At 69.5% G+C, this 23,153-nt stretch carries 23 protein-coding genes; 11 read left to right on the top strand and 12 right to left on the bottom strand.

Translation table 11 applies throughout. The features are described 5' to 3' along the window. Positions 1-90: 90 nt before the first annotated feature. A complete protein-coding gene (locus ACFWYW_RS38115; RefSeq protein WP_379617066.1) occupies positions 91-1,512 on the top strand; it encodes an MFS transporter in 1,422 nt (473 codons plus the stop codon). Positions 1,513-1,537: 25 nt separating this feature from the next. On the opposite strand, the gene ACFWYW_RS38110 is transcribed toward ACFWYW_RS38115, so the two are convergent. After that, on the bottom strand, positions 1,538-2,062 hold the full coding sequence (locus ACFWYW_RS38110) for a MerR family transcriptional regulator (RefSeq protein WP_379617065.1): 525 nt from the start codon (positions 2,060-2,062) through the stop codon (positions 1,538-1,540). Positions 2,063-2,217: 155 nt separating this feature from the next. Here ACFWYW_RS38110 and ACFWYW_RS38105 point away from each other — a divergent pair, with 155 nt between their 5' ends. Beyond that, a complete protein-coding gene (locus ACFWYW_RS38105) occupies positions 2,218-2,490 on the top strand; it encodes a hypothetical protein (protein WP_379617064.1) in 273 nt (90 codons plus the stop codon). 589 nt (positions 2,491-3,079) lie between these two features. Then, on the top strand, positions 3,080-3,775 hold the full coding sequence (locus ACFWYW_RS38100; protein WP_379617062.1) for a PLP-dependent aminotransferase family protein: 696 nt from the start codon (positions 3,080-3,082) through the stop codon (positions 3,773-3,775). Here the strand turns inward: ACFWYW_RS38100 and ACFWYW_RS38095 are convergent. From ACFWYW_RS38095 to lanKC, 3 genes are all read right to left on the bottom strand, one after another. Further along, the gene (locus ACFWYW_RS38095) at positions 3,772-3,903 is read right to left on the bottom strand and encodes a hypothetical protein (RefSeq protein WP_379617060.1); all 132 of its coding nucleotides are present in this window, start codon (positions 3,901-3,903) and stop codon (positions 3,772-3,774) included. The genes ACFWYW_RS38100 and ACFWYW_RS38095 overlap by 4 nt on opposite strands. A 365-nt stretch (positions 3,904-4,268) precedes the next feature. Continuing rightward, on the bottom strand, positions 4,269-4,415 hold the full coding sequence (locus ACFWYW_RS38090; protein WP_379617058.1) for a class III lanthipeptide: 147 nt from the start codon (positions 4,413-4,415) through the stop codon (positions 4,269-4,271). Next, positions 4,412-6,946 carry a class III lanthionine synthetase LanKC gene (gene lanKC, locus ACFWYW_RS38085; protein ID WP_379617056.1) on the bottom strand — a complete coding sequence of 845 codons (2,535 nt, stop codon included), beginning with the start codon at positions 6,944-6,946 and terminating at the stop codon, positions 4,412-4,414. Before lanKC ends, ACFWYW_RS38090 begins: the two co-directional genes overlap by 4 nt. A 514-nt stretch (positions 6,947-7,460) precedes the next feature. Here lanKC and ACFWYW_RS38080 point away from each other — a divergent pair. The 5 genes from ACFWYW_RS38080 to ACFWYW_RS38060 all read left to right on the top strand — a co-directional run bounded on the left by ACFWYW_RS38080 (position 7,461) and on the right by ACFWYW_RS38060 (position 12,456). Further along, positions 7,461-7,826, top strand: a complete 366-nt coding sequence (locus ACFWYW_RS38080; RefSeq protein ID WP_379617267.1) for a hypothetical protein — start codon at positions 7,461-7,463, stop codon at positions 7,824-7,826. After that, a complete protein-coding gene (locus tag ACFWYW_RS38075) occupies positions 7,823-8,434 on the top strand; it encodes a helix-turn-helix domain-containing protein (RefSeq protein ID WP_379617054.1) in 612 nt (203 codons plus the stop codon). The genes ACFWYW_RS38080 and ACFWYW_RS38075 overlap by 4 nt, the downstream gene beginning before the upstream one ends. Positions 8,435-8,804: 370 nt before the next feature. After that, a complete protein-coding gene (locus tag ACFWYW_RS38070; protein ID WP_379617052.1) occupies positions 8,805-9,143 on the top strand; it encodes a hypothetical protein in 339 nt (112 codons plus the stop codon). A 26-nt stretch (positions 9,144-9,169) separates the two neighbouring features. Continuing rightward, on the top strand, positions 9,170-9,952 hold the full coding sequence (locus ACFWYW_RS38065; RefSeq protein WP_379617050.1) for a carbonic anhydrase family protein: 783 nt from the start codon (positions 9,170-9,172) through the stop codon (positions 9,950-9,952). Between the two features lie 539 nt (positions 9,953-10,491). Beyond that, the gene (locus ACFWYW_RS38060) at positions 10,492-12,456 is read left to right on the top strand and encodes a WD40 repeat domain-containing protein (RefSeq protein ID WP_379617048.1); all 1,965 of its coding nucleotides are present in this window, start codon (positions 10,492-10,494) and stop codon (positions 12,454-12,456) included. A 171-nt stretch (positions 12,457-12,627) separates the two neighbouring features. Here ACFWYW_RS38060 and ACFWYW_RS38055 read toward each other — a convergent pair whose 3' ends face one another. Beyond that, positions 12,628-12,804, bottom strand: coding sequence for a hypothetical protein (locus ACFWYW_RS38055; protein ID WP_379617046.1), 177 nt, complete (start codon positions 12,802-12,804; stop codon positions 12,628-12,630). A 467-nt stretch (positions 12,805-13,271) separates the two neighbouring features. Here ACFWYW_RS38055 and ACFWYW_RS38050 point away from each other — a divergent pair, with 467 nt between their 5' ends. After that, positions 13,272-15,050, top strand: a complete 1,779-nt coding sequence (locus tag ACFWYW_RS38050; RefSeq protein WP_379617044.1) for an alpha/beta fold hydrolase — start codon at positions 13,272-13,274, stop codon at positions 15,048-15,050. Between the two features lie 67 nt (positions 15,051-15,117). Here ACFWYW_RS38050 and ACFWYW_RS38045 read toward each other — a convergent pair whose 3' ends face one another. From ACFWYW_RS38045 to ACFWYW_RS38025, 5 genes are all read right to left on the bottom strand, one after another. Then, entirely contained in the window at positions 15,118-15,444 is a 327-nt protein-coding gene (locus ACFWYW_RS38045; protein ID WP_379617265.1) for a helix-turn-helix transcriptional regulator, read from the bottom strand. Between the two features lie 345 nt (positions 15,445-15,789). Further along, positions 15,790-16,122: a hypothetical protein gene (locus tag ACFWYW_RS38040; protein ID WP_379617042.1), complete on the bottom strand. Its 333-nt coding sequence runs from the start codon at positions 16,120-16,122 to the stop codon at positions 15,790-15,792. A 599-nt stretch (positions 16,123-16,721) separates the two neighbouring features. Continuing rightward, the gene (locus ACFWYW_RS38035) at positions 16,722-17,333 is read right to left on the bottom strand and encodes a DNA-binding response regulator (protein ID WP_379617040.1); all 612 of its coding nucleotides are present in this window, start codon (positions 17,331-17,333) and stop codon (positions 16,722-16,724) included. After that, positions 17,330-18,499, bottom strand: a complete 1,170-nt coding sequence (locus ACFWYW_RS38030; RefSeq protein ID WP_379617038.1) for a sensor histidine kinase — start codon at positions 18,497-18,499, stop codon at positions 17,330-17,332. Before ACFWYW_RS38030 ends, ACFWYW_RS38035 begins: the two co-directional genes overlap by 4 nt. A gap of 106 nt (positions 18,500-18,605) precedes the next feature. Next, entirely contained in the window at positions 18,606-19,814 is a 1,209-nt protein-coding gene (locus ACFWYW_RS38025; RefSeq protein ID WP_379617036.1) for a serine hydrolase domain-containing protein, read from the bottom strand. A 186-nt stretch (positions 19,815-20,000) separates the two neighbouring features. On the opposite strand from ACFWYW_RS38025, the gene ACFWYW_RS38020 reads away from it, so the two are divergent. Together ACFWYW_RS38020 and ACFWYW_RS38015 are read left to right on the top strand one after the other, a co-directional pair. Continuing rightward, positions 20,001-21,179, top strand: coding sequence for an NAD(P)/FAD-dependent oxidoreductase (locus tag ACFWYW_RS38020; RefSeq protein WP_379617034.1), 1,179 nt, complete (start codon positions 20,001-20,003; stop codon positions 21,177-21,179). Beyond that, on the top strand, positions 21,176-22,060 hold the full coding sequence (locus ACFWYW_RS38015; RefSeq protein WP_379617032.1) for an RNA polymerase sigma-70 factor: 885 nt from the start codon (positions 21,176-21,178) through the stop codon (positions 22,058-22,060). Before ACFWYW_RS38020 ends, ACFWYW_RS38015 begins: the two co-directional genes overlap by 4 nt. Before the next feature lie 39 nt (positions 22,061-22,099). Here ACFWYW_RS38015 and ACFWYW_RS38010 read toward each other — a convergent pair whose 3' ends face one another. Continuing rightward, a complete protein-coding gene (locus ACFWYW_RS38010; RefSeq protein ID WP_379617030.1) occupies positions 22,100-22,309 on the bottom strand; it encodes a hypothetical protein in 210 nt (69 codons plus the stop codon). A 218-nt stretch (positions 22,310-22,527) separates the two neighbouring features. After that, entirely contained in the window at positions 22,528-23,151 is a 624-nt protein-coding gene (locus tag ACFWYW_RS38005) for a DUF6461 domain-containing protein (protein WP_379617028.1), read from the bottom strand. Positions 23,152-23,153 lie beyond the last annotated feature (2 nt).

Below are 23,153 nucleotides of genomic sequence, written 5' to 3'. Positions count from 1 at the left end.
CCAGCTTCTCAATGTGTACACATCGGATTATATGCTGGAGCCAGCGTAAACCAATGTGATCACATCGTAATGTGTTGGGAGGCGGATCGGGTGCCGGTCGTGTTGGCGCTGCTGTGCGCCGCGCAGTTCATGGTGGTACTGGATGTGTCGGTGGTGAACGTCGCGCTGCCGTCCATCCAGCACACGCTCGGCTTCGACGCGGCGCATCTGGCGTGGGTCGGCAACGCCTACGCGCTGAGTTTCGGCGCCCTGTTGCTGCTCGGCGGCCTACTGGCCGACGTGTACGGGCACCGGCGTGTCTTTGCCGCGGGCCTGGCGGTGTTCACCGTCGCGAGCCTGGCCGGCGGGCTGGCCGATGTGCCCGGCGCGCTGATCGCCGCCCGCGCCGGTCAGGGGGTGGGGGCGGCGATCCTGGCTCCGGCCACACTCACGATCTTGATGTCGTCCTTTGCCGAGGGGCCGCGGCGTACCCGGGCGATCGCCGTCTGGACGGCGGTGAGCTTGGCCGGCGGGACAGCGGGCAACCTGATCGGCGGCGCGCTGACGCAGTACCTGTCCTGGCGCTGGATTTTGCTGATCAACGTGCCGATCGGGCTGGTCTGCCTGGCCGCGGCCCGCCTGCTGCCCTCCGGCCGGGCGCGCGATGGCCGGCGGCGGCTGGACGTGCTCGGCGCCGTGCTGGCCAGTGCCGGGCTGGGCGCGCTGGCCTATGGCCTGTCCGGCGCGCCCGCCTTCGCGCTCGCCGGGGCCGTTGTGCTGGCCCTGTTCGTACTGGTCGAGGTGCGCGTGGCGCGGGCGCCGCTGATTCCGCCGTCGCTGCTGCGGCCGCGGCCGATCTGGCTGGGCAACACCGTGATGCTGCTGGCCGGGGCGTGCCTGAACCCGATGTGGTACTTCCTGACCTTGTCGCTACAGAACGTCCTGGGCTACGGGCCGTTGCAGACCGGGCTGGCCTTCCTGCCGCACACCCTGCTGACCATGCTGGTCGGCCTGCGGGTGGCGCCGTGGCTGATGCGCCGCGCCGACGATCGCGTGCTCATCGCCGCCGGGGCGCTGATCGGCGCGGCCGGCTTTTGGTGGCAGAGCCGCATCGCCCCGGGGCAGGACTACCTGACGGCCATCGGCGGCCCGGCCGTGCTGATCTCGCTCGGCGCGGGCCTGCTGAACACGCCGCTCACCGTCACGATCACCTCAGGCGTCGCCCCGGGCGATGCGGGGGCGGCCTCCGGACTGATGAACACCGCCAAGCAGATCGGCGGCGCGCTCGGCCTGGCCGCTCTGGTCACGCTGACGACGGGACCGGACGGCGTAGGCGGCGGTCCGGCACCGGCACACCTTGTAGGCGGCGGTCCGGCACCGGCACACGTTCTGGCGGCCGGGTACGGGCAGGCGTTCGCCGTTCTCGCCGTGGTGCTGGTCGCCGTCGCCCTCCTGGCGGCCGCGCTGCCGCGACGGCGTGACGGCACACCCGACGCCCCTGGCGAGCCGGCCGATCAGCAACCCGCCCGCTGATCGGGCGTTCCTGCGCGTCGGTGGGTCAGGCAGGAGGTGGCTGCAGCCTGTCTCGCGCCCGCCAGCAGGAGTGGATGGCCTCAGACCGCGGGTAGACAGCGCCGCTGGCCAGCTGGCCGGCGTGCCGCTGCAGGTCGGCGGCGAACTCCTCGGCCCGGCTTAGTTGCGTGTGCAGTACCTGGCAGCGGTCACGAGTGGCCTGTTGGAAGCGGCCCAGCCGCGCCAGCAGTTGCTCGCGCTCGGCCGCCTCCAGTGCCGCCGCTTCGCCGCCGTCGAGCCGGTCGGTGATGGCCAGCAGTTCGCCCATTTCCTCCAGCGTGAATCCGAGCGGCTTCATCCGGCGGATCACCATCAGCCGGGCCACGTCCGCCTCGGTGTACAGGCGGAAACCGCCCTGGCTGCGGGCCGAGGCCCGGACCAGGCCGACCTCCTCGTAGTGCCGGATGGTGCGCAGCGACAGCTCGGTCAGCGCCGCCTGTCCGGTGCCACAACTTGCTCGTGGTGCCGGCCTGCGGTTTCGTACGTCGTCAAGCAGCTCTGCGGTACTCATTGATAAGGCCGCAGACGGCGCTTCGTCTCTCTATTCGGGGGTGAGATCGACCACCTCGGCCGGATCGTGAACCGGAACGTGAAGGGGCTGACGTAGTGACAGCGCCTGATGGCGAACGCGTTCGCCCGTGGCGAGCGTGGCGGAATCTTGACGATGTGCGCGTCCGCGCCGGCGAGCACATCGTCGAAATCTCTGCCGAATCTGCCGTCCCTGTCCCGGATCAGGAACCGGAACCTGTCGGCTCGTTCGCCGAGTTCCATCAGCAGGTTGCGCGCTTGCTGCGCCGTCCAGGCACCGGTCGGGTGAGCCGTGACACCGAGAATGTGCAGGCGCCGCGTTTCGATCCCATCACGAACTACACGTACAGGCGCTTGAGGAACACCGTATCGACGTGGAGAAAGTCGCACGCCAGGATGCCGCAGGCCTGAGCAGTCAGGAACTGGCGCCAGGTCGGTGAAGCCCGGCGCGGCGCGGGCCCGAACCCCGCCGCCGCCAGGACCCGGCGGACCGTCCCCTCCCCTACCCGGCATCCAAGACCAAGGAGCTCGCCCCGGATGCGCCGATGCCCCCACCCCGAGTTCTCCCGCGCCAACCGGACGATCAGAGCACGGAGCTTCTCAGAAATGGGTGGCCGACCGTGATTGCCGGGAAAGGTCCACTTCTTCTTGACCAGCCTGCGGTGCCAGGCCAGCAGCGTGCCGGGTGTCACGATGCGATGCAGCCGAAGGCGAGCGGGTAACGTCCTCGCCAGCGCGGCCAGCAACGCCCGATCGGCCAATCCGGCCTGCGCCGGACGACCTGACGACACAGCACCGCGACCTCATGCCGCAACACCAAGATCTCCACCTCTTCGAAGCACTCCCCCGTGTGAGCAACACCAGCCAGCCGAACACCCTGACCACCAGCAGATACAGAAGCCGAAACAACACAAGAGACGAGCCTAGAAGACCAGGTCAGACCCCCTGCATCAGTTCTGGCACCGGACAGGTCCCGGTGCCGGTGGATGGTGCGGGAGTCGTGGTCGAGGCGTTGACCGCGAGTGGCGCGCAGGCCGTCGTGCTCACCCCTGCCCACCAGTGGCCGACCGGTGTCGTGCTGGCTCCCGAGCGGCGTCATCAGCTGCTGGCCTGGGGAGGACTGATCATCGAGGATGACTACGATGCGGAGTTCCGCTACGACCGCCAGCCTGTCGGCGCCCTGCAGGGTCTGGCCGCCGATCGCGTGTTTCTGCTCGGGACGGTGAGCAAGACGCTCGCCCCGGTGCTGCGCCTGGGCTGGGTGATATGCCCGCCCGGCTGGGCCGGGCGAGTGGCGGGGCAGAAGGCGCTACTGGATCGGGGATCACCGGCGCTCGACCAGGTCGCGCTGGCGATCCTGATCGAATTGGGGCGGTTTGACCGGCATCTTCGGCAGATGCGCGGGATCTACGCCCATCGCCCCGCCGCCCTGGTAGCCGCCGTCGGCCGACACGCACCGCAGATTCGACTGACCGGCCTGGACGCGGGCTTCCACGCGATCGCGCACCTGCCCGCCGGTGCCAAGGAAGAGAGCCTCGTGGCCGCTGCGCGTGAGCGTGGGGTGGGCTTGTACGGCATGTCGGGCAACGTACTAGGCGCGGCAACCAGCGGTCCGTGTCTGGTAATGGGCTTCGGCAACGTCCGCGAGCAGGCCATCGACCAGGGCGTCGCGGCCCTGGCCGACCTGCTGCGTTAAGCCGTAGCCCTGTAGGACGGGACGACGACGCCCGCGACCAGGGTGCCGAGCAGCCGCAGCTTGCCCGTCAGTCCATCGGTGAACAGCGGCTCGGGCGGTTCGTCCTTGCCGACCAGGATCGGGGGCACCGACAGGTGGATCTCGTCGAGCAGCCCGTGGCGTCCGGGCCCAGGCCGTAGGTGACGATGACGCCGCCGGGCTGGGCCTTGAGCGTGGCCACCTGCTCAGCCGTTGATGTCCTGTGCGCCGCCTACCACAGCACCTCATCGGGGGGTGCTGCCACAGAGGACATCCTCCCTGATGATCAAGGGTGACCTCAGGTCAAGGTGTCCGCAGAGCTGGGGGAAGCTCAGCCCTCTCAGAGCGGCCCCGCCACCCGGCTTTGGGCCGGCCGCAAACCCTGCCGGCCTCGCTATCGGATCGGCCAAAGCCGTGCGCGCCGATCCGGCCGGATGAGGGCCGGCCGGGTCGGCGCTGATCGAAGAAGGGCCGGTCAGCAGTGGCAGCCGTGGCACAACATGATGCTGAGCGTGCTGCTGTCACCGCACATCAGGAGGCTGACGCTGCTGTTGCCGGCGACCGCGCGCTCGAGGTCGGCGTCGGGGTTCTTGAGCCTCTGCAGGTCCAGTACGTGCGTCATGCCGATCGTGTCCTTTCTGAGGGAGTGAGGAAGGGCAGAACGGGCGTGCCGTCGAACACGGCGCACAGCGCCGTCAGGACACCGGCGGAACCGGTGGCCAGATCCATGGACAGCCGCATCAGCTGTTCACCGGGGAACGCGGCGTGGCCGCGGTAGGGCAGGAGGTGCCAGGACAGCCTGCGCAGGTGCCGGTCGAGAAGCTCCGGCTCACGCGGCCCGGCGAGGAAGGCGATGAAGCCCGCCCTGCCGTTCATGAGACCGGAGCCGATGACGAACTCGCAGCGGGCCGCCCGGCCGATCCCGGCCAGCGCGGTCGTGAACGCCTCGTCCTCGCGGTGACGCAGGTACTCCCGCAGGACCAGGCCGATGCCGACGCTGCCCGTGGCGATGTAGGGCATCATCCGCCAGCCCTCATCCACTTGCACACTGCCGTCGGCCAGCGTCGCGCAGACCGCGAGGTCGGCGCGCAGCGCGGTCGCGGCGTGGTCGAGGAACGACTGGTCGCCGGTGGCCTCGAACAGGCGGATGTGCAGCAGCGCCTGGCCGGATGGGCCGTGTAGCAGGCCGGGCCGGTAGCGGGTCGTCTCCCACCGGGCGAGCAGTTCCCTGCCGGCGGCCACGGCCCGCTCGCGCAGGGAGTCCTCGCCGGTGAGCTCGGCGAAGCGCAGCAGATTGAGCCCCGCTCCGGCCAGCCCGTCGTACAGGCCGGCCGACAGCCGCTCCGGCCGCGTGTCCACGACCCTCTCCAGTACGGCCAGCGCGTCCTGCCGCCGGCCCAGCTCTTCCAGGGTGTAGGCGATGCCGTGCAGGCCGTCGTAGAAGCCGAGGCGGCTGTTGTGGCGGCGGTGCCGTACCCCGTCGAGCAGCCATTCCTCGTGAGCGGGGGAACGCTCGCGGCCGCCCAGCGACAGGGCGTGGAGCACGCCCGCTGCGCCGTTGGCCATGCCGAGGCCGTTGGCGGAGAATTGTTCGATGTCGCCGGGGAAGAGCCGGTCGGTGCGCTCGGGCGTGGCGGCGGCGGCGATCCCCTCGCACAGGGACGCGCGCAGGCCCGGCCAATCGAGCCTGCCGGCGTCCATCTCCCCGGCCAGCCGGGCAACGTTGTGGCCGGGGTCGTGGGTGTGCGCGGGACGGCGGTCGCGCAACTCCCGGACCGGCTGGTCGAACAGGGCGCGGTCGACGCCGAACCGGTCTGCGGCGGCGTCGGCCAGCACGGTGGCCTTGCCCGGGTCGAGCGGCAGCAGCGCCGTCAGCGGCAGGAACATGCTGAGGTACAGGCAGGCCATGGCGTAGCGGTCGGCCTCGGCGCCGGTCCGGCCGTCCGGCGCCGCGTAGCCGGGGGCGCCCAGCATCGCCGTAGTCTCGTCCAGGGTGAAGGAGGCGACCTCCAGATCGACGAACCTGATCTGGCCGTCGGGGCGCACCATGACGTTGCGCGGGTGGAAGTCCCCGATGGCCACGCCGTGCCCGTGCAGCGTGCGGATGGCCGCCGCGATCCGCTCCAGCACGTCCAGCGCCCAGCGGGTGTAGGCGGCCACCTCGTCCTCGGTCGGGTCGGCGTGGATCAGGGGATAGCGGCCGGTCATCAGGCTGAGCAGGGAATCGCCCTCGATGTACTCCTCGACCAGGAACTCGTGCTCCCAGCAGGTGAGGTAGTCGTACGGCTCCGGCACCGTGCCGCTGCCCTTGAGCTCGGTCAGGAAGTCCCGTTCATGCCGCAGCCGTCGTGCGGCGTCGCGCCCGCCGACGTCCAGCCCGGCGAACGGTCGCGCCTCCTTCAGCACCACGCGGCGCCCGGTGCGCGGATCGTCGGCCAGGTAGACGCCGCCGCCGTTGGAGAAGTGCAGCGGCCGCTCGATCAGGAACGGGAACTCATGGGGAGTATCCGGGTTTGTTCGCGCCCGCACGCTGGCTTCCAAGAAGGCCGGAACCTCCACCCACTCGGGCACGACGAACTCCGGCTCCCGCCGGTCGGGCACCAGACGTCCGTCCGGCGTGGAGATCGCCGCCACCTGCTCGCCGCGCGCGTCGAGGCAGTGCCGCTCGACGAAGGCGCCGTAGCGCACGTACAGCGGCCCGTCCCGCCACCGGACGTCGCTGAGGATGTACGGCCCCCGCGTCCCGGCCAGTTCGTCGCCCAGTTCGGTGAGCACCTGTTCCAGTTCGGTGGCGTCCGGGTAGAGCGTGAGGAGTTTGCCGCTGCCGCCGCGGTCGGCGTACTTTCCGTTGCGCACATGGAAGCCGGAGTGGTCGGTCAGGTACTTGAACGAGATCGTGCGCGGGACGCAGTAGTCCCAGACCTGGCAGACGACCTTGTCGGCGGACTCCGCAGCCGCCGACACGTGGATCTTCCAGCCCTGCATGGGCAGCCGTGTGCCCGGAGGGATCAGGCCGGTCCAGACGTCGCGCTCCTCACGTTGCCATCCGGCGGGGACGGGGCGGCCGGCGGCGAACCGCCTGTTCGCCAGCGGGGAACGTGAGGGCAGGTCATAGAAGAGCGGGTCGGTGAAGGAGAACTGTTCGTAGCGCACGATCGCCTCCCAAGAAGCCCGGCCTCCATCAGACTCTGGCCGCGATCTCTTGTAAACCCGGCAATTCACCGACTTTGGCGCGGGGTCGCAATGAGCGCGCCGCCAAGCCGATTACGGCCCCCTTTCACGACATTTCTGGACACCGGGTGAATCGTGTCCGGCACAGACGACGACATCCCTGTCAGTGGTCTTCGTCAGTGCTTTGTCATTTCCGGACCGCAGGCAAGGGGAGTACATCCCCTGAAACCCTCCACTCGGGCGGTGTCACCCGCAAAGTGGCTGCTGCCCTGGGAAGGCGCCCCGGCCTGCGCCAGACAGCGGACCGTGCTCATCGCGCCGCCCCCGCCGAACCGGTGCACAGCGCCGTCATCATCCTCGACCCCGGCCCGCGCACCTCGCCTCCGGCGTCTTCCCCGAGACCGCCACGCTGGCACCATACTGGGTCGTCGACGCCCAGACCAGCATGCTCACCCAGTACAGCGCTTTATGAGAGGAGACCGTCGTGTGGGTGCGGATGTCCACGGACGAGGTCGTGCCCAAGGACAGGGCCGACTGGTACCAGGATGTGGTGTCCAGGACCGTGGCTCCCCATATCCTGGCCATTGATGACCCCGCCGGGTTCCGAGCGCGAACCTGTGTCCTGAGCCTGGGGCAGGTCGAGGTCTCGCGGCACAGCCATGCCGCCCACCGGGCATGGCGTACGCCCGCGCTGATCCGCCGCAGCGATCCGGAGCACTATCTACTTGGGATGATCGTGCACGGTCGCAGGGGATCTCCCAGCGGCGCACCGGGAGCGACCTGGCGGCCGGGGACGCGGTCTTATTCGACACCTCCCACACCTACGCCGCCGGAACCCCTGACAAGAAAGGGACCGGGGTGATCATCGTGCACATCCCCCGCACGATGATCAGTCTTCCGGCTGACCGGCTCGACGCTGCGCTGGGCTGCCGGCTCATCCTGCGCCACGGCATCGGTCCCATCCTCCGCCAGTTCCTCACCTCCCTCGACACCCACGCCGCGCACTGCGCGACACCACAACTGCGTGCATTGGAGCGGTCGATACTCGAACTCGTCTCCGGACTGCTGGCCCAGCAGATCGACGCCTGGGATCGTCTCCCGATCGAAACCCGGAAACAGGTGCTGCTGCGGCGTATCGACGCCTTCATCGACCACAACCTCGCCGACCTCCATCTGACACCACAAACCATCGCGGCCTCCCACAACGTCTCTCTCCGCACCCTGTACTCCCTATTCGAAAGCCGTGGGGAGAGCGTGGCCGCGCACATACGGCGACGCCACCTGGAACAGTGCCGGACCGATCTGGCCGACCCCGCCTGGCTCCGGCAGCCCGTTCAGGTGATCGGCGCCCGCTGGGGATTCACCAGTCCATCGTCCTTCTCCCGGGCCTTCCGCCAAACCTTCGGCACCAGCCCCAGCACCTACCGCCGCTCCCTGCGGACGCCATCCGGCCCGTCACCATCTCCTTGACGCGGCGTGCCGGGGATTCCACGCAGTCCTCGCACGAAGCCTCGCATCCGGCATGCACCCCGATGTTCACCACGCCGGACCGGTCTCCGGGATGTCACGGCGATCCTGGCACTCCTGACCACGGTAGACAGCCACCTCCGGGTCAGCGCGTGACGGCCACAGTCCCGAGCGTGCTGACCATGTTCACGCGGATGATCCCTGCTGTTCGGCGCCGGAGCCTCGGCACCACCGCCCTCACGGCACCAGAACGCTGTCGTTGCCATGATTTGTCACAGCGTGCGGAAATCCTGCGCCATTCGTGCAGAAAGCTGCCGTACGGGCGGCTGGCCCGATATCACGAACAGGCATCCTGCAGACCACGGAGAACAGAATGACAGATGACAGCGCACGTCATCCGCAGACAGTGCGTGGGAACTCCAGCGTTCGCGCCTTCCCGCGCGACCGGATCCAGCAGAGACCGGACGTCGAAATCTTCGGCGAGCTCCTCCAGGTCATCGTGATCGACAGCGGCCTGCTCACGACCGACGAGACGGTGAAGAAGCTCGCCACGCTGACCGCCGACTTCACCGTGGAGACCGGCGCGCTGACGACCTGCCTGGAGGTCAGACGCAGGGTGTTCGAGGAACCGGAAATCGCAGTAGGAGACATCTCCCCAATGCCCCTCTTATTTGATGATGAGGCTCACCATTTGAGCCCTTGTCGCATATAAGAGGGCCGTTCACGGAAGGTTTGCGCATGCCGGTACGTATCTATCGATTAGCCGTCGCCTTCTTCACCCTCATCGCCCTGGTCGGCGTCCCGGGGACAGCATCCGCGCAGGGCGTCGCAGTATGTTCACCCGGAACCGACTCCGCCGTCGCCAGCCCCGTGGAGATCGATCGGGCCTGTGCGATATCGGGTACCGCCAACCAGCTCATCATTCCCGCCACCTACAGCACACTGCTGAGCGGAGTTTTCGAATTCCACGACGCCGCACCCCAAGGGCAGACGTCATCCAACGATGAGATGAAATTCAAGGTCAACAACGCCGACCTCTATGTCACCTATGCTGGTGTGCATTACAAGCTCCTCAACGTGCACTTCCACGGATTGTCCGAGCATCGGTTCGCCGGCGACGCCGTGTCCCCCATCGAGGCGCATCTCCAGCACGAGTCGGTCGGCGGGCAGACCTTAGTTCTCGCAGTGCAGTCGAAGACCGACCCGAACATCTTCACTTCGACCACCTTCGACGCGTTCCTGACCGACCCACCGAGGGTGACCGACCAGCTGAAATCGCACAGCGACATCAACCTCGCCAATCTGCTGCCGGTCGACCGCACCCACTACCGGTACACCGGATCTCTGACGACACCTCCATACACCCCCGGAGTGACGTGGATCGTCTTCAACGCGCGCGTCAACATTCAAAACGGAAACGTCACCTCCTTCAATAACGCATGGACGCAGGGCGGTACACGGGTGTTCAACCACAGAACCGTCCAGACGAACTCCCCTCCTCCCAACGTCTACGAACACTGACACCTCACACCTGCCCCACCCTTCCAGCAGGAAGGGTGGGGCCGAATTCTCCTGCTCTCAGGCTGCGGGACCGTCGTCGGCGTTTCTCATGGATGGGGCCAGCTTGGGCTGGGGTACGACACTGCGTGGACTAAGGTGACGGGATAGGCTATATTCGCCCTCGCCATGCCACCGGACCTCAGACGATTCCAGAGAGTGCAACACCTGATGAGTGAACAAGAATTAGTCGAGGTATTCCAGGGAACGGATGTCGCCGCCACGCCCGGCGAAGCGATACTCCGCAAAAGTCGCGCCAATCTGTGGCGCGGCGCGGAGGCCGTGGGTGGCAACCTCTGGCTGACCAGGAAATGGCCGGTGTTCCGCTCGCACCTCCTGAACAACCGGTCAATACCTTCGGCATCGTGCCCATCGGCATGGAATTGGTGCTACGGAGCGCTTCGTCGTGACCACGTGTCGTAACTGGACGAGCGCGATCGCAGAAGCGCAAGGCTGAACCCTTGCCTGACGTGACAGCGAGGGGCCGGTGGGGAGCCCTCCTCATGACGGCTGTTCTGCTGACCGGCGGTGCCGTTCACGCGTCAGCGGGCGAGCCGATCAAGGTGTCGGCCCGGCAGGTGCTGACGACCGGCGGGCATGGTGATCTCACCTCGGTGGTGTTCGGCAGGCTGAGGGGCGAGCCGATCGCCATCAGCGCGGGCCGTGAGGGGAGCGTGCGGTTCTGGCGGCTTCCCTCGTTCCGGCCCGCCGGCGAGCCGATGGACGGCACGCGGGCCGGATATCTGGAGGTCGGCGGGCGCCCGGCGGTCTTCACCGTCGGCGCTTACGGCGGCCGCCTGTGGGATCTGGAGTCCCGTGAGCGCTTACTGAGCGTGCCGGGTCGGGTGGCCGCGTTCGCCTTCGGCCGCGGCACCCTGTTCACCGGCACGGGCGAGGGCCGGGTCAGCGTGTGGAGCCTGCGTACCCGATCGCTGGTCAGGAGTTTCAGCGTCGCGGACGGAAGCGAGGGCGACCTCCCGCCGGTGGCGCTGGCCGCGGCCGGATCCAGGTTGATCGCCCAGCACGGTTCGCTGAGTGTGTGGGATCCCGGCACCGGCCGCCGGGCCGGCCGTCCGATCGCCCCCTGGGTGGAGCCGCGGGAGAGCGACGACGTGGGGCCGTACGCGAGCAAGGTCGGCACGATCGAGGTCGTGGCCACGACCGTGTACGGCGTCACCGAGGGCGAGCTGCGCTCCTGGGATCTGCGCGAGCGGAGTTTTCTGCGCAACTATCTCGCCGGACGTCAGGGGGAGGCGACCTACATCGCTTTCGCCGCCGGGGCGGGATTCGTCGCCGCAGCGGAGGAAACCGACTCGGGCCGCCGGGTGGTGATCTGGGACGCGGCCTCCCAGCGGCGCGCGCGGACGCTCACCGGCCACGTGCTGAGCGTCACCACGCTGGCCGCGGGCACGCTGAACGGGGCACCGGCCCTGCTGAGCGGGAGCGCGGACAACACGATCAGGCTGTGGGACCCGGGCACGGGGCGGGAGCTGGGCCGGACGGAGTCGGCCGGTCCCGTCCGCCCGGTGCACCGCATCGTGCCCGCCACCGTCGGCGGCAGGCCGCTCGCGCTGACCGCGGACGGGGACGGTCTTCTGCGGTTGTGGGACCTGCGCGGCCGTACCCTTGTGCGCAGGTCCTTCAGGTTCGCGCCCGCCGGCGAGGACGGGGTGGACGTCCGCGGCCTGGCCGTGACCGAATTGGGCGGCGGGCCGGTCGCCGTCGTCGCGCACCGCGACCTCATGATCGTGGACCTGTCGACGTTGACCGCGGTCCGCACCTTGCCCGGCCTGGGGGAATTCCAGCTCCTGCGGCGCGACGGCCGGCCCGCCGTCGTGGCCAGGGAGGCGCGCGAGGACCGGGCGAGGTTGTCGACCTGGGATCTGGCCACCGGGCAGCGGCTCGACCATTTCGACCTCGACCTGGACACCACGGGCGACGGCGTACGGCTGGACCGGCTGGACGGCCGTCCGGTGGCCCTGTATCGGGCGGGCGCCCGGGGCAGGAAGGACGGCCGCACGCTGCGCGTCTGGGACGTGGCGGAAAAGCGGGAGCTCCCGGCCGTCGACCTCGATCCGCGGGGACTGCGCGGCCCGGACATGGAGCTGTACCGGGGCGTGGTGAGCGGCCGGCACGTCCTTCTCAGCCACCATGAGGACGGGAGCTGGGCGCACCTGCACGACACGCGCACCGGCCTCGCCATCGGCCGCGCCCTGCATCTGCGCGGCACGCCGGTCCTCATCGGCGAGGCCGGGGGCCGCTCGATCGCCGTCGTTCGCACCGAGCCGGAGTACTTCGGGGACCGGTCTTTCGTGCGGCTGTGGGACCTGGCCACGCGCAGGCCGGTGACGGCCGAGCTGCACCCACCGATGCCGCGGGCGGTCGCCCTGGGTGATCTTGACGGTGGCCGGGTGCTCCTGGTGGCGGACGTCGACGGAGGGGTCTGGTTCTGGCGGCTGACGCGGTGACCCGGGCCCTGCGGGTGTTCGCCGCGCTCGTCCTGCTCGTAGTGGTGGTGCCCGCCACCGGCCCCGCGCATCGGCCCTGTACGCGGACGCCGCCGCCGGTGACGGCGCTGACCGGGCACCTGGACATCACCCAGGTGCTCATCGGCTCCCTGAACGGCAGGAAGATCGTGATCAGCGCGGGCCGACCGGCTTGCCCGCCTCGATGGAGCCGGTCAGCCGCTCCTGGCGCAGCGCGTACGCGACGTCGAAGGTGTAGACGCGGATCGCTCGTGCGAGGCTCCGCGCCGCGTGCGGGCCGATGCGCAGCGAGATGGCGACGGTGAAGGGAGGTGCGCGCCTGGTCGGCACGCTCGAGTATGTCTTGGCGGGCTTCGTGGCCGAGCGATCCCGAAGATTTCGGCCCCAGAGAGGCCGCAGCCCACTCGGCGATCAGCTGTGCCAGGGCGACGGCCGGCGGCGTGATCACGGATGTGAAGATCGTGTACCCGGGGCGCGGGCCCGTCTCCAGCACGGCGGTGTCGGGGGAGGGTCGGCGGGCTCTCCGGGTTCCAGGCGGACGGTCTCCGTGACGCCGTACAGCCGGGCGGCCTCGAACAGGGTGGTGAGGACGTAGCCGACGTACTCGGCGGCGGCGAACTCGCCCCGTGTGTCCGGCCACCAGGCGCCACCCGTCCGCGAAGGCCTGTGGGGACCTTCGCCTGGAGTGTTGGGGCAGAGATCAGCCCACAGTCGCGAACGGCTAGGAGCAGGCTCCCACAGCCCAACCCTTCTTAGTGCTGAGGAAACTCGGAGGAAGGGCAGGGAGGCTGGAGAGCATGATCGCCAAGACACTGGGGCTCGTCCTCGCGACGGCCTTCTTGCCCGCTACCCCGCCCCCTCCGACCGACCTGCACGAGTGCGCGACCGCGACCACACACTGCGACGGCACCATCGAGGTCCCCCTCGATTGGGAGAACCCCTCCTCCGAACGCATCTCCGTAGCCTTCACCTTCCTCCCGGCCAAGGACGCCGACGGCACGGTGGCGGCCAACCGCGGCGGGCCCCAACCGGCGCTGCCGGAGGTGCCCACGATCCAACAAGTCCTCGGGCCCGTCCTTGACCGGAAGAACCTCCTGGTCATGGATCCACGCGGGATAGGAAAGTCCTCGCCGCTGCTGTGCCCGGGCGCCGACCCCTTCAAGCCCGCGACCGTCGCTGCCTGCGCCAGGAGCGTGGGTCCGCGGGGCGCGTACTTCACCGCAGACCAGGCCTCGCACGACCTCGACGCGGTACGGCGAGCGCTCGGCCTGGGCAAGATGAGCTACTTCGGCAACTCCTACGGCACCCTGTACGCCCAGGCGTACGCGGCCCGCTACCCGGACAGCCTGGACGCCATCTTCCTGGACAGTTCCATGGTCATCGGCCGCGACGGGTACGCGGAGCAGAGTTTCGACGCCCGGCTCGACTACCTCGATCTCGTCTGCGAGCGCTCGAAGGCATGCGACGCGCTGCCGGGCAAAGCCTCCGGCATCTGGACGCGGCTGGTGGACCGGCTGCGAAAGCAGCCCGACCCGCAGGTGACGATGGTCCAAGCGCTCACGCTACGCGAGCCGGCCGAAGCGGTGCTCGGCCGGGAGAACGTCGCGGCCGCACACGCCTACCTCAACGGCGACCCGATTCCACTACGCCGTCTGGCCCGGCTGACCCCCAAAACCAACCCGCCGTTCAACCCTTCGTGGCTTGCCGGGCATGTGGCCTTCCGCTGTGGTGACGGTTCCTTCCCCTTCGACCGGCTGGCCTCGGCGGCCGAGCGTCAAACGCAGGCCGAGCGCTACTACGAGCGGGAACGTCCACTGGCGCCCTACCAGCCCACCGACTTCTTCCCCACCGAGGCGATCGCCAGCCAGGAGTGGTGCATCAACTGGCCGACCCCGCGCCACAGCCCACCGCGTCCGCCCGGACAGGCGCTGCCCAACGTGCCCATCCTGGTTGTGGCAGGAGACTTCGACGTCAACCGTCCCGCCGAGGTGGCACGGTCGCTTCAGGTCTTCCCGAACGCGACCATCATCCGGATCCCGTTCGGGATCCACGCGCAGTCCTTCTTCCCCTCGCCGATGGGTGAGTGTGTACGCGGCATGCTGCGTACCTTCCTGACCACCAAGCGGGTGGCCGACCAGAAATGCACCGGCGAGAACTACCGCGCCGTCGGCGCCTTCCCGCAAAAGCTCAGGGACGTGGCACCGCACCCGGCCCGCGAGCTCAGCCCGAGCCAGCGGCGGATCCTCGCGGCCACCTTCGCCACCGCCGCCGACGCCACCGCCCGCCGCAATCCGCACGCCTTCTACTACTTCGGTCGGCCGAACGAGCCTGGGCTGCGCGGCGGCCAGGTCACGTTCGGGCAGGACATCACCCTCGACGGGGTGCGGTTCGTGCGCGACCTGAAAGTCAGTGGCCAGATCACCCTTACCCCGGGCGGCCACGCGACCACCACCCTCACGGCCCAGACCGGCGGACGCACCCACGAGGTGACGCTGTCCTGGACGGCGTTCTCCACACAGCAATCTGTATCCGGCACCTTCGACGGCATCCCCTTCGAGCAGGCCACACACCAGTAGTGGGTGAGCGCTACCGCGGTCCGGCCAACACCTGCCCCGTGCACGAGCCGCCGTGGGCGGCATGGCGTTATGGCCGGCGGGGCGGCGAATCTGGGGGCAGGTCGCGGTCGGCGAACCTGACGAGCAGGCGGTGGACCGGCAGGCCGGCTCCGGTGGGGTAGCGGAAGTGCTGGTCGGTGTTGAGGGTGTAGAGGTTGCGCCGGCCGATGCGTTCGCGGGTGAGGTAGCCGGCGTCGTGCAGGTCGTTGACCACGTGCTGCACGGTGCGCTCGGTGACGCCGATCCAGGCGGCGATCTCGCGGAGCCGTACGTCGGGGTTGCGGGCGATCTCCAGCAGCACGCGGGCGTGGTGGGTCAGGAAGGTCCAGGCCGGGGGCTGGAGGCGGGGCTGCATGGCGCTCACGCCTTCGGTCCGTAGGATGAAAGGGCTTTCAGGTAACGGCGTTCAGGAGTCACCCTCGAGGATGGCCAGGAAATCGCCGTTAGGTCCGGGGAGGCGGATACGCGATGTCTGAGCAAACCGCCGGCCGAAACGCCTGTCCTCGCTCGTGGTGCTGGCCTGCGGTTTCGTACGTCGTCAAGCAGCTCTGCGGTACTCATTGATAAGGCCGCAGACGGCGCTTCGTCTCTCTATTCGGGCCGTGAGATCGACCACCTCGACCGGATCGTGAACCGGAACATGAAAGGGCTGACGTAGTGACAGCGCCTGATGCGGACGGTGCTCGTTGTAGTGGCGCCCCTACTTGGCCAGGATCTGTCGCAGGTGCCGCCCACCATACACAAGAAGGTGATCAAGGCATTCGCGCCAGAGTGCGCCAACGAACCGCTCGGCGAACGCGTTCGCCCGTGGCGAGCGCGGCGGAATCTTGACCATGTGCACGTCCGCGCCCGCGAGCACATCGTCGAAATCTCTGCCGAATCTGCCGCCCCTGTCCCGGATCAGGAACCTGTACCTGTCGGCTCGTTCGCCGAGTTCCATCAGCAGGTTGCGCGCCTGCTGCGCCGTCCAGGCACCGAGAATGTGCACGCGCCGCGCTTCGATCCCCATGACGAACAACACGTACAGGCGCATGAGGAACACCGTATCGACGTGGAGAAAGTCGCACGCCAGGACGCCGCAGGCCTGAGAGATGAGGAACTGGCGCCAGGCCGGTGAAACCCGGCGCGGCGCGGACCCGAACCCCCGCCGCCGCCAGGACCCGGCGGACCGTCCCTCCCCTACCCGGCATCCAAGACCAAGGAGTTCGCCCCGGATGCGCCGATGCCCCCACCCGAGTTCTCCCGCGCCAACCGGAAGGTTGGCAGCGCAAGCTACTGGGACAGGTCGCCTTGACTCGCACCGCCGCCAGGCCGCAGGTGCGGGCGACATCTACCTGCGCGCCGCCCCCTGCTCGACGCGGTACGCAGCGCCGCACCCACCGACCCCGACCTGAACGAACTCAGCGCCGGACGGTGCAACAGACCTTCGCCCGCGCCCTGGCGAGCAAACACCACTACGCGACCACATGCCCCCCGAAACCGCCGCCGACATCGCACTGACGATCCTGTCCCCCGAGACCTACACACTGCTCGTCACAGAGCGCCAGAGGAGCCATCCCGCCTGGCAGACATGGGCAGAAATCGCCCTCATCAGGATGCTGACGCTTTTGTGACCCGCAAGAACGCCATCGGCTAGATCCATCCCTGTTCCCATGCCACCCGGGCCGCTGTGTGCCGGGAGGACACGCCGATCTTGCCCATGGCCGAGGACAGGTAGTTCCGTACCGTTCCCGGCGCCAGGTGCACCTGTCCCGCGATCCAGTCGATCGACTGGCCTGAGCGAGCCGCCCGCAGGACCTCCAGTTCCCGGGAGGTCAGCGGGCAGTCGTCCTCGGACAGGGCGGAGGCGGCGATCTCCGGATCCACGTAGCGCCGGCCTTGGTGAACCTCGCGGATGATCTCCGCCAGGCGTTCGGCGGGCGTGGTCTTGGGGACGAACGCGCGTACCCCGGCGGCCAGGGCGCGTCGCAGCACTCCGGGACGGGCATGACGGGTGACGAGGACGATCCGGGTCGCCGCGGTCGCCGGTGCGCGCAGGATGGCCTGGGCGGCGGCCAGGCCGTCGGCGGAAGGCATCTCCAGGTCCAGTACCGCGATGTCGGGCATGCTCGCCGCGGCGGCCGCCACCGCGCCGGCGCTGGTGTCCGCCTCGGCGACCACGGTCAGGTCGGGTTCGAGACCCAGCAGCGCCACCAGCGCGCCCCGGATGAGCGCCTCGTCGTCGGCGACAAGCACCCGGATCATGGGTTCTCCAGCGTCGCGGTCACGGTGAAGCGACCTTCCCCGCCGCTCCAGCTCAGGCTGCCTCCGGCCCGTTCCAGCCGCTCGGCCAGTGCCCGCAACCCGCTTCCCGCCACCGCCGCGCCGCGCATCCGGGCCGGGCTTGCGGGCTCCGCCGTACGGGCGGCGCCGTCGTTGGTGATGATCAGGCGGGCCGTTCCGTCTGAGGCGGTCAGGGACAGGCGTACCGCCGAGGCTTCTGAATGCCGCAGGATGTTGGTCGTGGCCTCGCGGACCACCAGGCCGAGGAGTTGCTCCGCCGTACCCGCGACCGCCGCGCTCACGCGCGTCTCGGCGAGGATGCCGGCGGCGGCGAGCACCTTGACGGCGTTGGCGAGTTCGGTGCGCAGCGACACCTGCCGATAGCCGCCCACCACGGCCTTGGTGTCGGTGAGCGCGTCGTGCGCGAGCTGCCGGACCTCACGCATCAGCGCGACCGCCTCGTCGGTACGGCCGGCCCCCAGCCGGGCCGCCAGCTCGCTCTTGAGCGCGATGACCTGCAGATGATGGCCCTGGATGTCGTGGAGCTCGGCGGCGAAGCGGGCACGTTCCTCGGCCACGGCCAGCTCACCTGCGACCAGCCTGGCCGATTCCAGGCGCTTGGCCACCTCGTACGTCCACCACTGCGCCACCACCACGAGACAGATCACCGGCGGCACGACCAGGACCGATACCACCGAGGGGACGAGCGCGCCGAGCAGCGTGGCGGACCCGAAGGCCACCGCACCGACCGCCACCAGCGCCAGCATGGTGGAAGGCAGCCGCCGCGTGGGCTCGGCCCGCAGCCCGAGAGCGGCGCACAGCAGCCCGGCTAGCTCGCCGGCGGCCAGCACGTCCGCCGGGGTCCCGATCCCGGACGCGGCCGCCACGCCCGCCAGCGCAGCGAGACCGGCGGCCCCGAGCGCGACGCGCTCCCAGGCGGCGACGACGGCGCCGCGGATCGCCCGCAGATACAGCACCGCCGCCAGCCACGTCACCGCCCCGGCCACGACGGCCAGGGCGAACACGAGCGCTCCCCACCCATGCGACCAGCTCAGCGCCGCCACCGCGAACACCCAGCAGAGCGGCGCCCCGCTGACCATCGTGATCTGCGTGAACCACCGCAGAGCGGTCAACGAAGGGGCACTCATGTCTCGTATTGTGCCTGCTGGACGGCATGACATGTGTCACGAAAAATCGTGATCACGTGGGGCGTACCGGCCTGTTCATTCCTACCTTCAGGACGGGCGGCGCGGTTCAGCGCTTGGCGGGCAGGGGCAGGCCGTGGGACGGCGGCCGCACGGTGCCCGGCTTGGCAGCCACGGTCCCGCAGAGTGCCAGGGCGATGTGGCGCGCGACGGCGCTGGTCTCGGCCGCGCCGCCCGCCGGGTGGCTCTTGTTGACGCCGAGCGTGACCTGCCGGCTGCCGTCCTCCGTGGTGACGGCCCAGGTGGTCGCGCCCCACAACATACCGACATGTCCCCAGGTGGGGCCGCAGCCGTAGTCGAGGAGAGGAGCGATGCCGAACCCATAGGGGTCGCCCGCCAGGCCGGGCGCGGCCGCGACGGGGACGGTCTTCTTCATCTCCGCCAGGGAGGCGGGGCTGACCAGGCGGCCGGACAGCAACGCGGCGAGGAACCGGTTGACGTCGGGCATGGTGGCGACGAGGTCACCGGCCATGCTCAGCGCGGAGACGTCGTAGGTGCTGAAGTCCCCCGGGGTCTTGAGCAGGCCGCCGAGGTCCGAATAGGCCCTGGCGTGCGGCCGCGGCAACTCGGCGCCGCGCGGATAGAAGGTCTGGCCCAGCCCGGCCCGGCGAATCACCTCACGGGTGATGAACCGCTCCGCCGGCTCGCCGGTGACCTTCTCCAGCAGCAGGCCGAGCACGACGTAGCCGGTGTTGGAGTACACGCCGGGCAACTGACCGGGTACGCCGGTGCGCTCCGCCAGCAGAGCTCCCTTGACCAGTTGCGTCTTGGGCAGGGCGGACAGCCGCAGCAGTTCGACCGAGACATGGGCACCCGCGTAGAGCCAGTTCAGATGATCGGGCAGGTGGCTCGTGTGGTTGAGCAGCATGCGCACGGTGATCCGCCGGTCACCGCCCAGCAGCCCGGGCGCGTACTCCTCGACCGGCCTGTCCAGGCCGATTCTGCCCCGGTCGACCAGGCGCAGGATCGCGGTGGCGACGAACATCTTGGAGACGCTGCCGATCCGGTGATACATCCCCGCGCGCATGGGCGCGCCGGTGGCCGTGTCGGCCTTGCCCGCCGCACCCGCCCATAGTTCGTCCCCGGCGCGCACGGCCGAGTACACGCCCGGTACCGGTCCCCGCACGATGGAGGTGAGGCTGTCTCGCAGCGCCGCCTCGTCCAGGGGTGCGCCGGATCCCGCGGTCGCGGGCGTGGCGCCTGCCAGGACGACCAGGACGGATGCGGCAGCCGCAAGGGCCTTCTTGAGATGCTTCATGATCGACAGTCTGCGCGGCCGGATCGCCCGCGGGGCCGTCGCGGACCTTGTTCGTGACAGCCGTCACCGAGGTTGATGACATGCGTCATTCCCGCTTCGCCGGCCGAAACCGCCGGCGCTCGAGGTGTCACAGCGATCGGCCGGGCGGTGTCTTGAGGTCAAGACCCTGAAACCGGAGGAGGCACCATGACCCGGAACACCGAGGTGGTCGTGATCGGCGGCGGGTACGCCGGCGTCCTGGCGGCCAACCGCCTGACGCAGCGCGACGACGTGACCGTGACACTGATCAACCCGCGCCCGGACTTCGTCGAAAGGATCCGCCTGCACCAGCTCGTGGCGGGTACCCACGTCGCGGTCGCCGGCTACCGGGACGTACTGGCCGAGAGCATCGTGCTGACGGTCGACACCGTGACCCGGATCGAGGCGGCCGAGCGCCGTGTGGCGTTGGCGTCGGGCGGCACGGTCGGCTACGACTACCTGATCTACGCGGTGGGCAGTGGCAGCGCCGGCCCGAATGTGCCCGGTGCGGCCCAGTTCGCCTACCCGTTGGCCGGTCTCGAGGAGGCGCGGCGGCTACAGGCGGTGCTCGACGCCGCTCCCGCCTCGGCGCCCGTGACGGTGGTCGGCGCCGGTCCGACCGGCATGGAGACCGCCACCGAGCTGGCCGAGGCCGGCCGCGCCGTGACCCTGGTCTGCGGCGGGGTGCTCGGCCCGTACCTGCACCCGCGGGCTCGGCGCTCGGTCGCCAAGCGACTGGCCAGGCTCGGGGTGACCGTGCTCGACGCCCCGACGGTGACGGCCGTGACCCGCGAAGCCGTGTGGCTCAGCGACGGCCGCGAGCTGCCGAGCGCGGTGACCGTCTGGACCGCCGGGTTCAGCGTGCCGGACCTGGCCGCGCGCAGCGGACTCCGCACCGACGCCGTCGGCCGTCTGCTCACGGAGGAGACGTTGACCAGCCTGGACGACGATCGCATCGTCGCGGCTGGGGACTCGGCGGCGCCGTCGGGCCTGCCGTTCCGGATGAGCTGCCAGGCCGCGGTCCAGCTGGGCCCGCAGGCCGCGGACACGGTGCTCAGCCGGATCGCGGGCGAGGCCCCCGCACCGCTCGCCATGGCGATGGCCGCTCTGTGCCTCAGCCTGGGGCGCAGGGCCGGCCTCTACCAGTTCGCCCGCCGTGACGACGTCGCGGTGCGGTACTTTGTCGGCGGCCATCCCGGCGCGAAGATCAAGGAGTTCATCTGCAGGGGTATCCTCGGGCAGTTGGCGAAGGAGGCGCGCAAGCCCGGTTCGTACGGCTACCCGGCGTGGCTCATGGACGGCAGGCGCCGACAGTTGCTGCGGTCCCCTGAGAGGGTCGAGAGTTGAGCGACCACGCCACCGACATCTTCGTCGCCCACCGCAACCTGCTCTTCACCGTCGCCTACGAACTGCTCGGCTCGGCGGCCGACGCGGAGGACGTGCTCCAGGAGACCTGGCTGAGGTGGGTGAAGGTCGACCTGGCGCGGGTGCGTGACCAACGCGCGTACCTGGTGCGGATCACGACCAGGCAGGCGCTCAACAGACTGCGCACCATGGACCGCCGCAAGGAGGCGTACGTCGGTCCGTGGCTGCCCGAGCCGCTGCTCACCACGCCGGACGTGGCCGAGAACGTGGAACTGGCCGAGAGCGTGTCGATGGCGATGATGCTGGTTCTCGAAACGTTGTCGCCGACCGAGCGCGCGGTCTTCGTGCTGCGTGAGGTCTTCGACTTCAGCTACGACGAGATCGCGGCGGCCGTGTCCAAGAGTGGGCCGGCCGTGCGCCAGATCGCGCATCGCGCCCGCCGGCACGTAGAGTCTCGCCGCCCGAGAGCGGTGGTCTCCCCGAACGAGACCAGGGCGGCGCTGGCGTCGTTCCAGCGCGCGGTCGAGACCAGGGACCTGCAGGGCCTGCTGGATGTCCTCGCCCCGGACGTCGTCCTGGTGAGCGACGGCGGCGGCCTGGCACAGGCCGCACTGCGCCCGATCGTCGGCGCCGAGAAGCTGGTCCGCTACCTCGCCGGCAGCATGGGCAAGGTCGAAGGCGCACTCACGGTCGGCCCCACCCTGGTCAACGGCAGCCCGGCCCTGGTCCTACGCCTGGACGGCGACCTAGCCGGCGTACTGGCGATCCGCGTCGAGAACGCCTGCGTCACCGGCGTCTACTTCATCAGCAACCCGGAGAAGCTGACCCACGTGGAGTCCGAAATCCCGCTGACCCTCCGGTGATCAACTCCACGGGCGCTTCTCGGCCGCGGTGACCGTGGTTCACGTGCTGAGGGCGGCTTCCGGATGACATCCGGGTCCCCGGACAGCCGCGCCTTCACCTGGCGGGCTCCAGGCGCCGGCGAGCGCCTCGGGCCGGTGCGCTTCGATGCCGTCGAGGGCTGCCGCGACGATCGCCTCGGGGGCGGACTTGTCGCCGTCGTACCGGGCCATCATGTCGGTGTCCCCGGCGCCCAGGTGCAGGCCCGTCACCAGGGTGCGCTGTTGGTGAGCGCCCACTCTGCGGCCTTGGCCGCGTGGTAGGCGCCCGCGCCGTCGACGGCGAGCCAGGAGATCGCGGACAGCACGTTGAGGATCGCACCGTCGGCCAGCTGGGGCGCGCGCGGCGGCCGCGGCGGCGAGCGTCAGAGCGGCTTGGACTTTCAGAGAGGAGGGCTGCTGATGCACCCCGGGATTGGTGCCGAGCCCGGTCAGTTCGATGGCAGGACGAACAACCTGTGGGTGTTCCTGAGCCAGGTCGCGTCGAGTTCGGTGCCGGTGACGCGCCCGGCCAGAACGAGCGCCGAACTGACCGACTCTTCGAAAGTGACCGGATTGACGATGGCACGGTCACTCGGATCGTCCATCTGAAACCTGAGACCCGCCATGAAGGGGTCGAGCACGCGAACGTTCTCCCCGATCCTGGAGTCCGGCCACGACGGAGCGAATCTCGTGAGCAGTACGCCGTCCGCCGCGTAGGCGAGTTTGTCGTTCCCGCCAAGATCCCAGTGAATACCGATGGCACGTCTGCCACGGGAAACCCGCAGGAGGTTCGCGGTGGCGCCGAGGGAGCAACCGTCGGCGACCTGGATGGCGAGTGCCCAGTCGCCGTGCGGGCCGATCCACGCCGCGCCGTCATCGTCTCCAAGGTGGGCAAGATGCGCGTCGATATCGTCAAGGCCGCATTCGACCCCGGTCAGGTCGGCGGAGCCGAGTGCGCGCGCGAGTTCTCCGGGCGAGATGTTCTCGGCCCACAGCGCGGAGAAGCCCGGCAACTCCTCGTCGTCGAGCCCAAACTCGGAAAGCAGCTCGTATAACCTTTTATCGGCTCGCATGG

The organism is Nonomuraea sp. NPDC059023 (assembly GCF_042740095.1).
Taxonomy (GTDB): Bacteria; Actinomycetota; Actinomycetes; order Streptosporangiales; family Streptosporangiaceae; genus Nonomuraea.
This window is presented reverse-complemented; position numbering and strand designations above follow the sequence as displayed.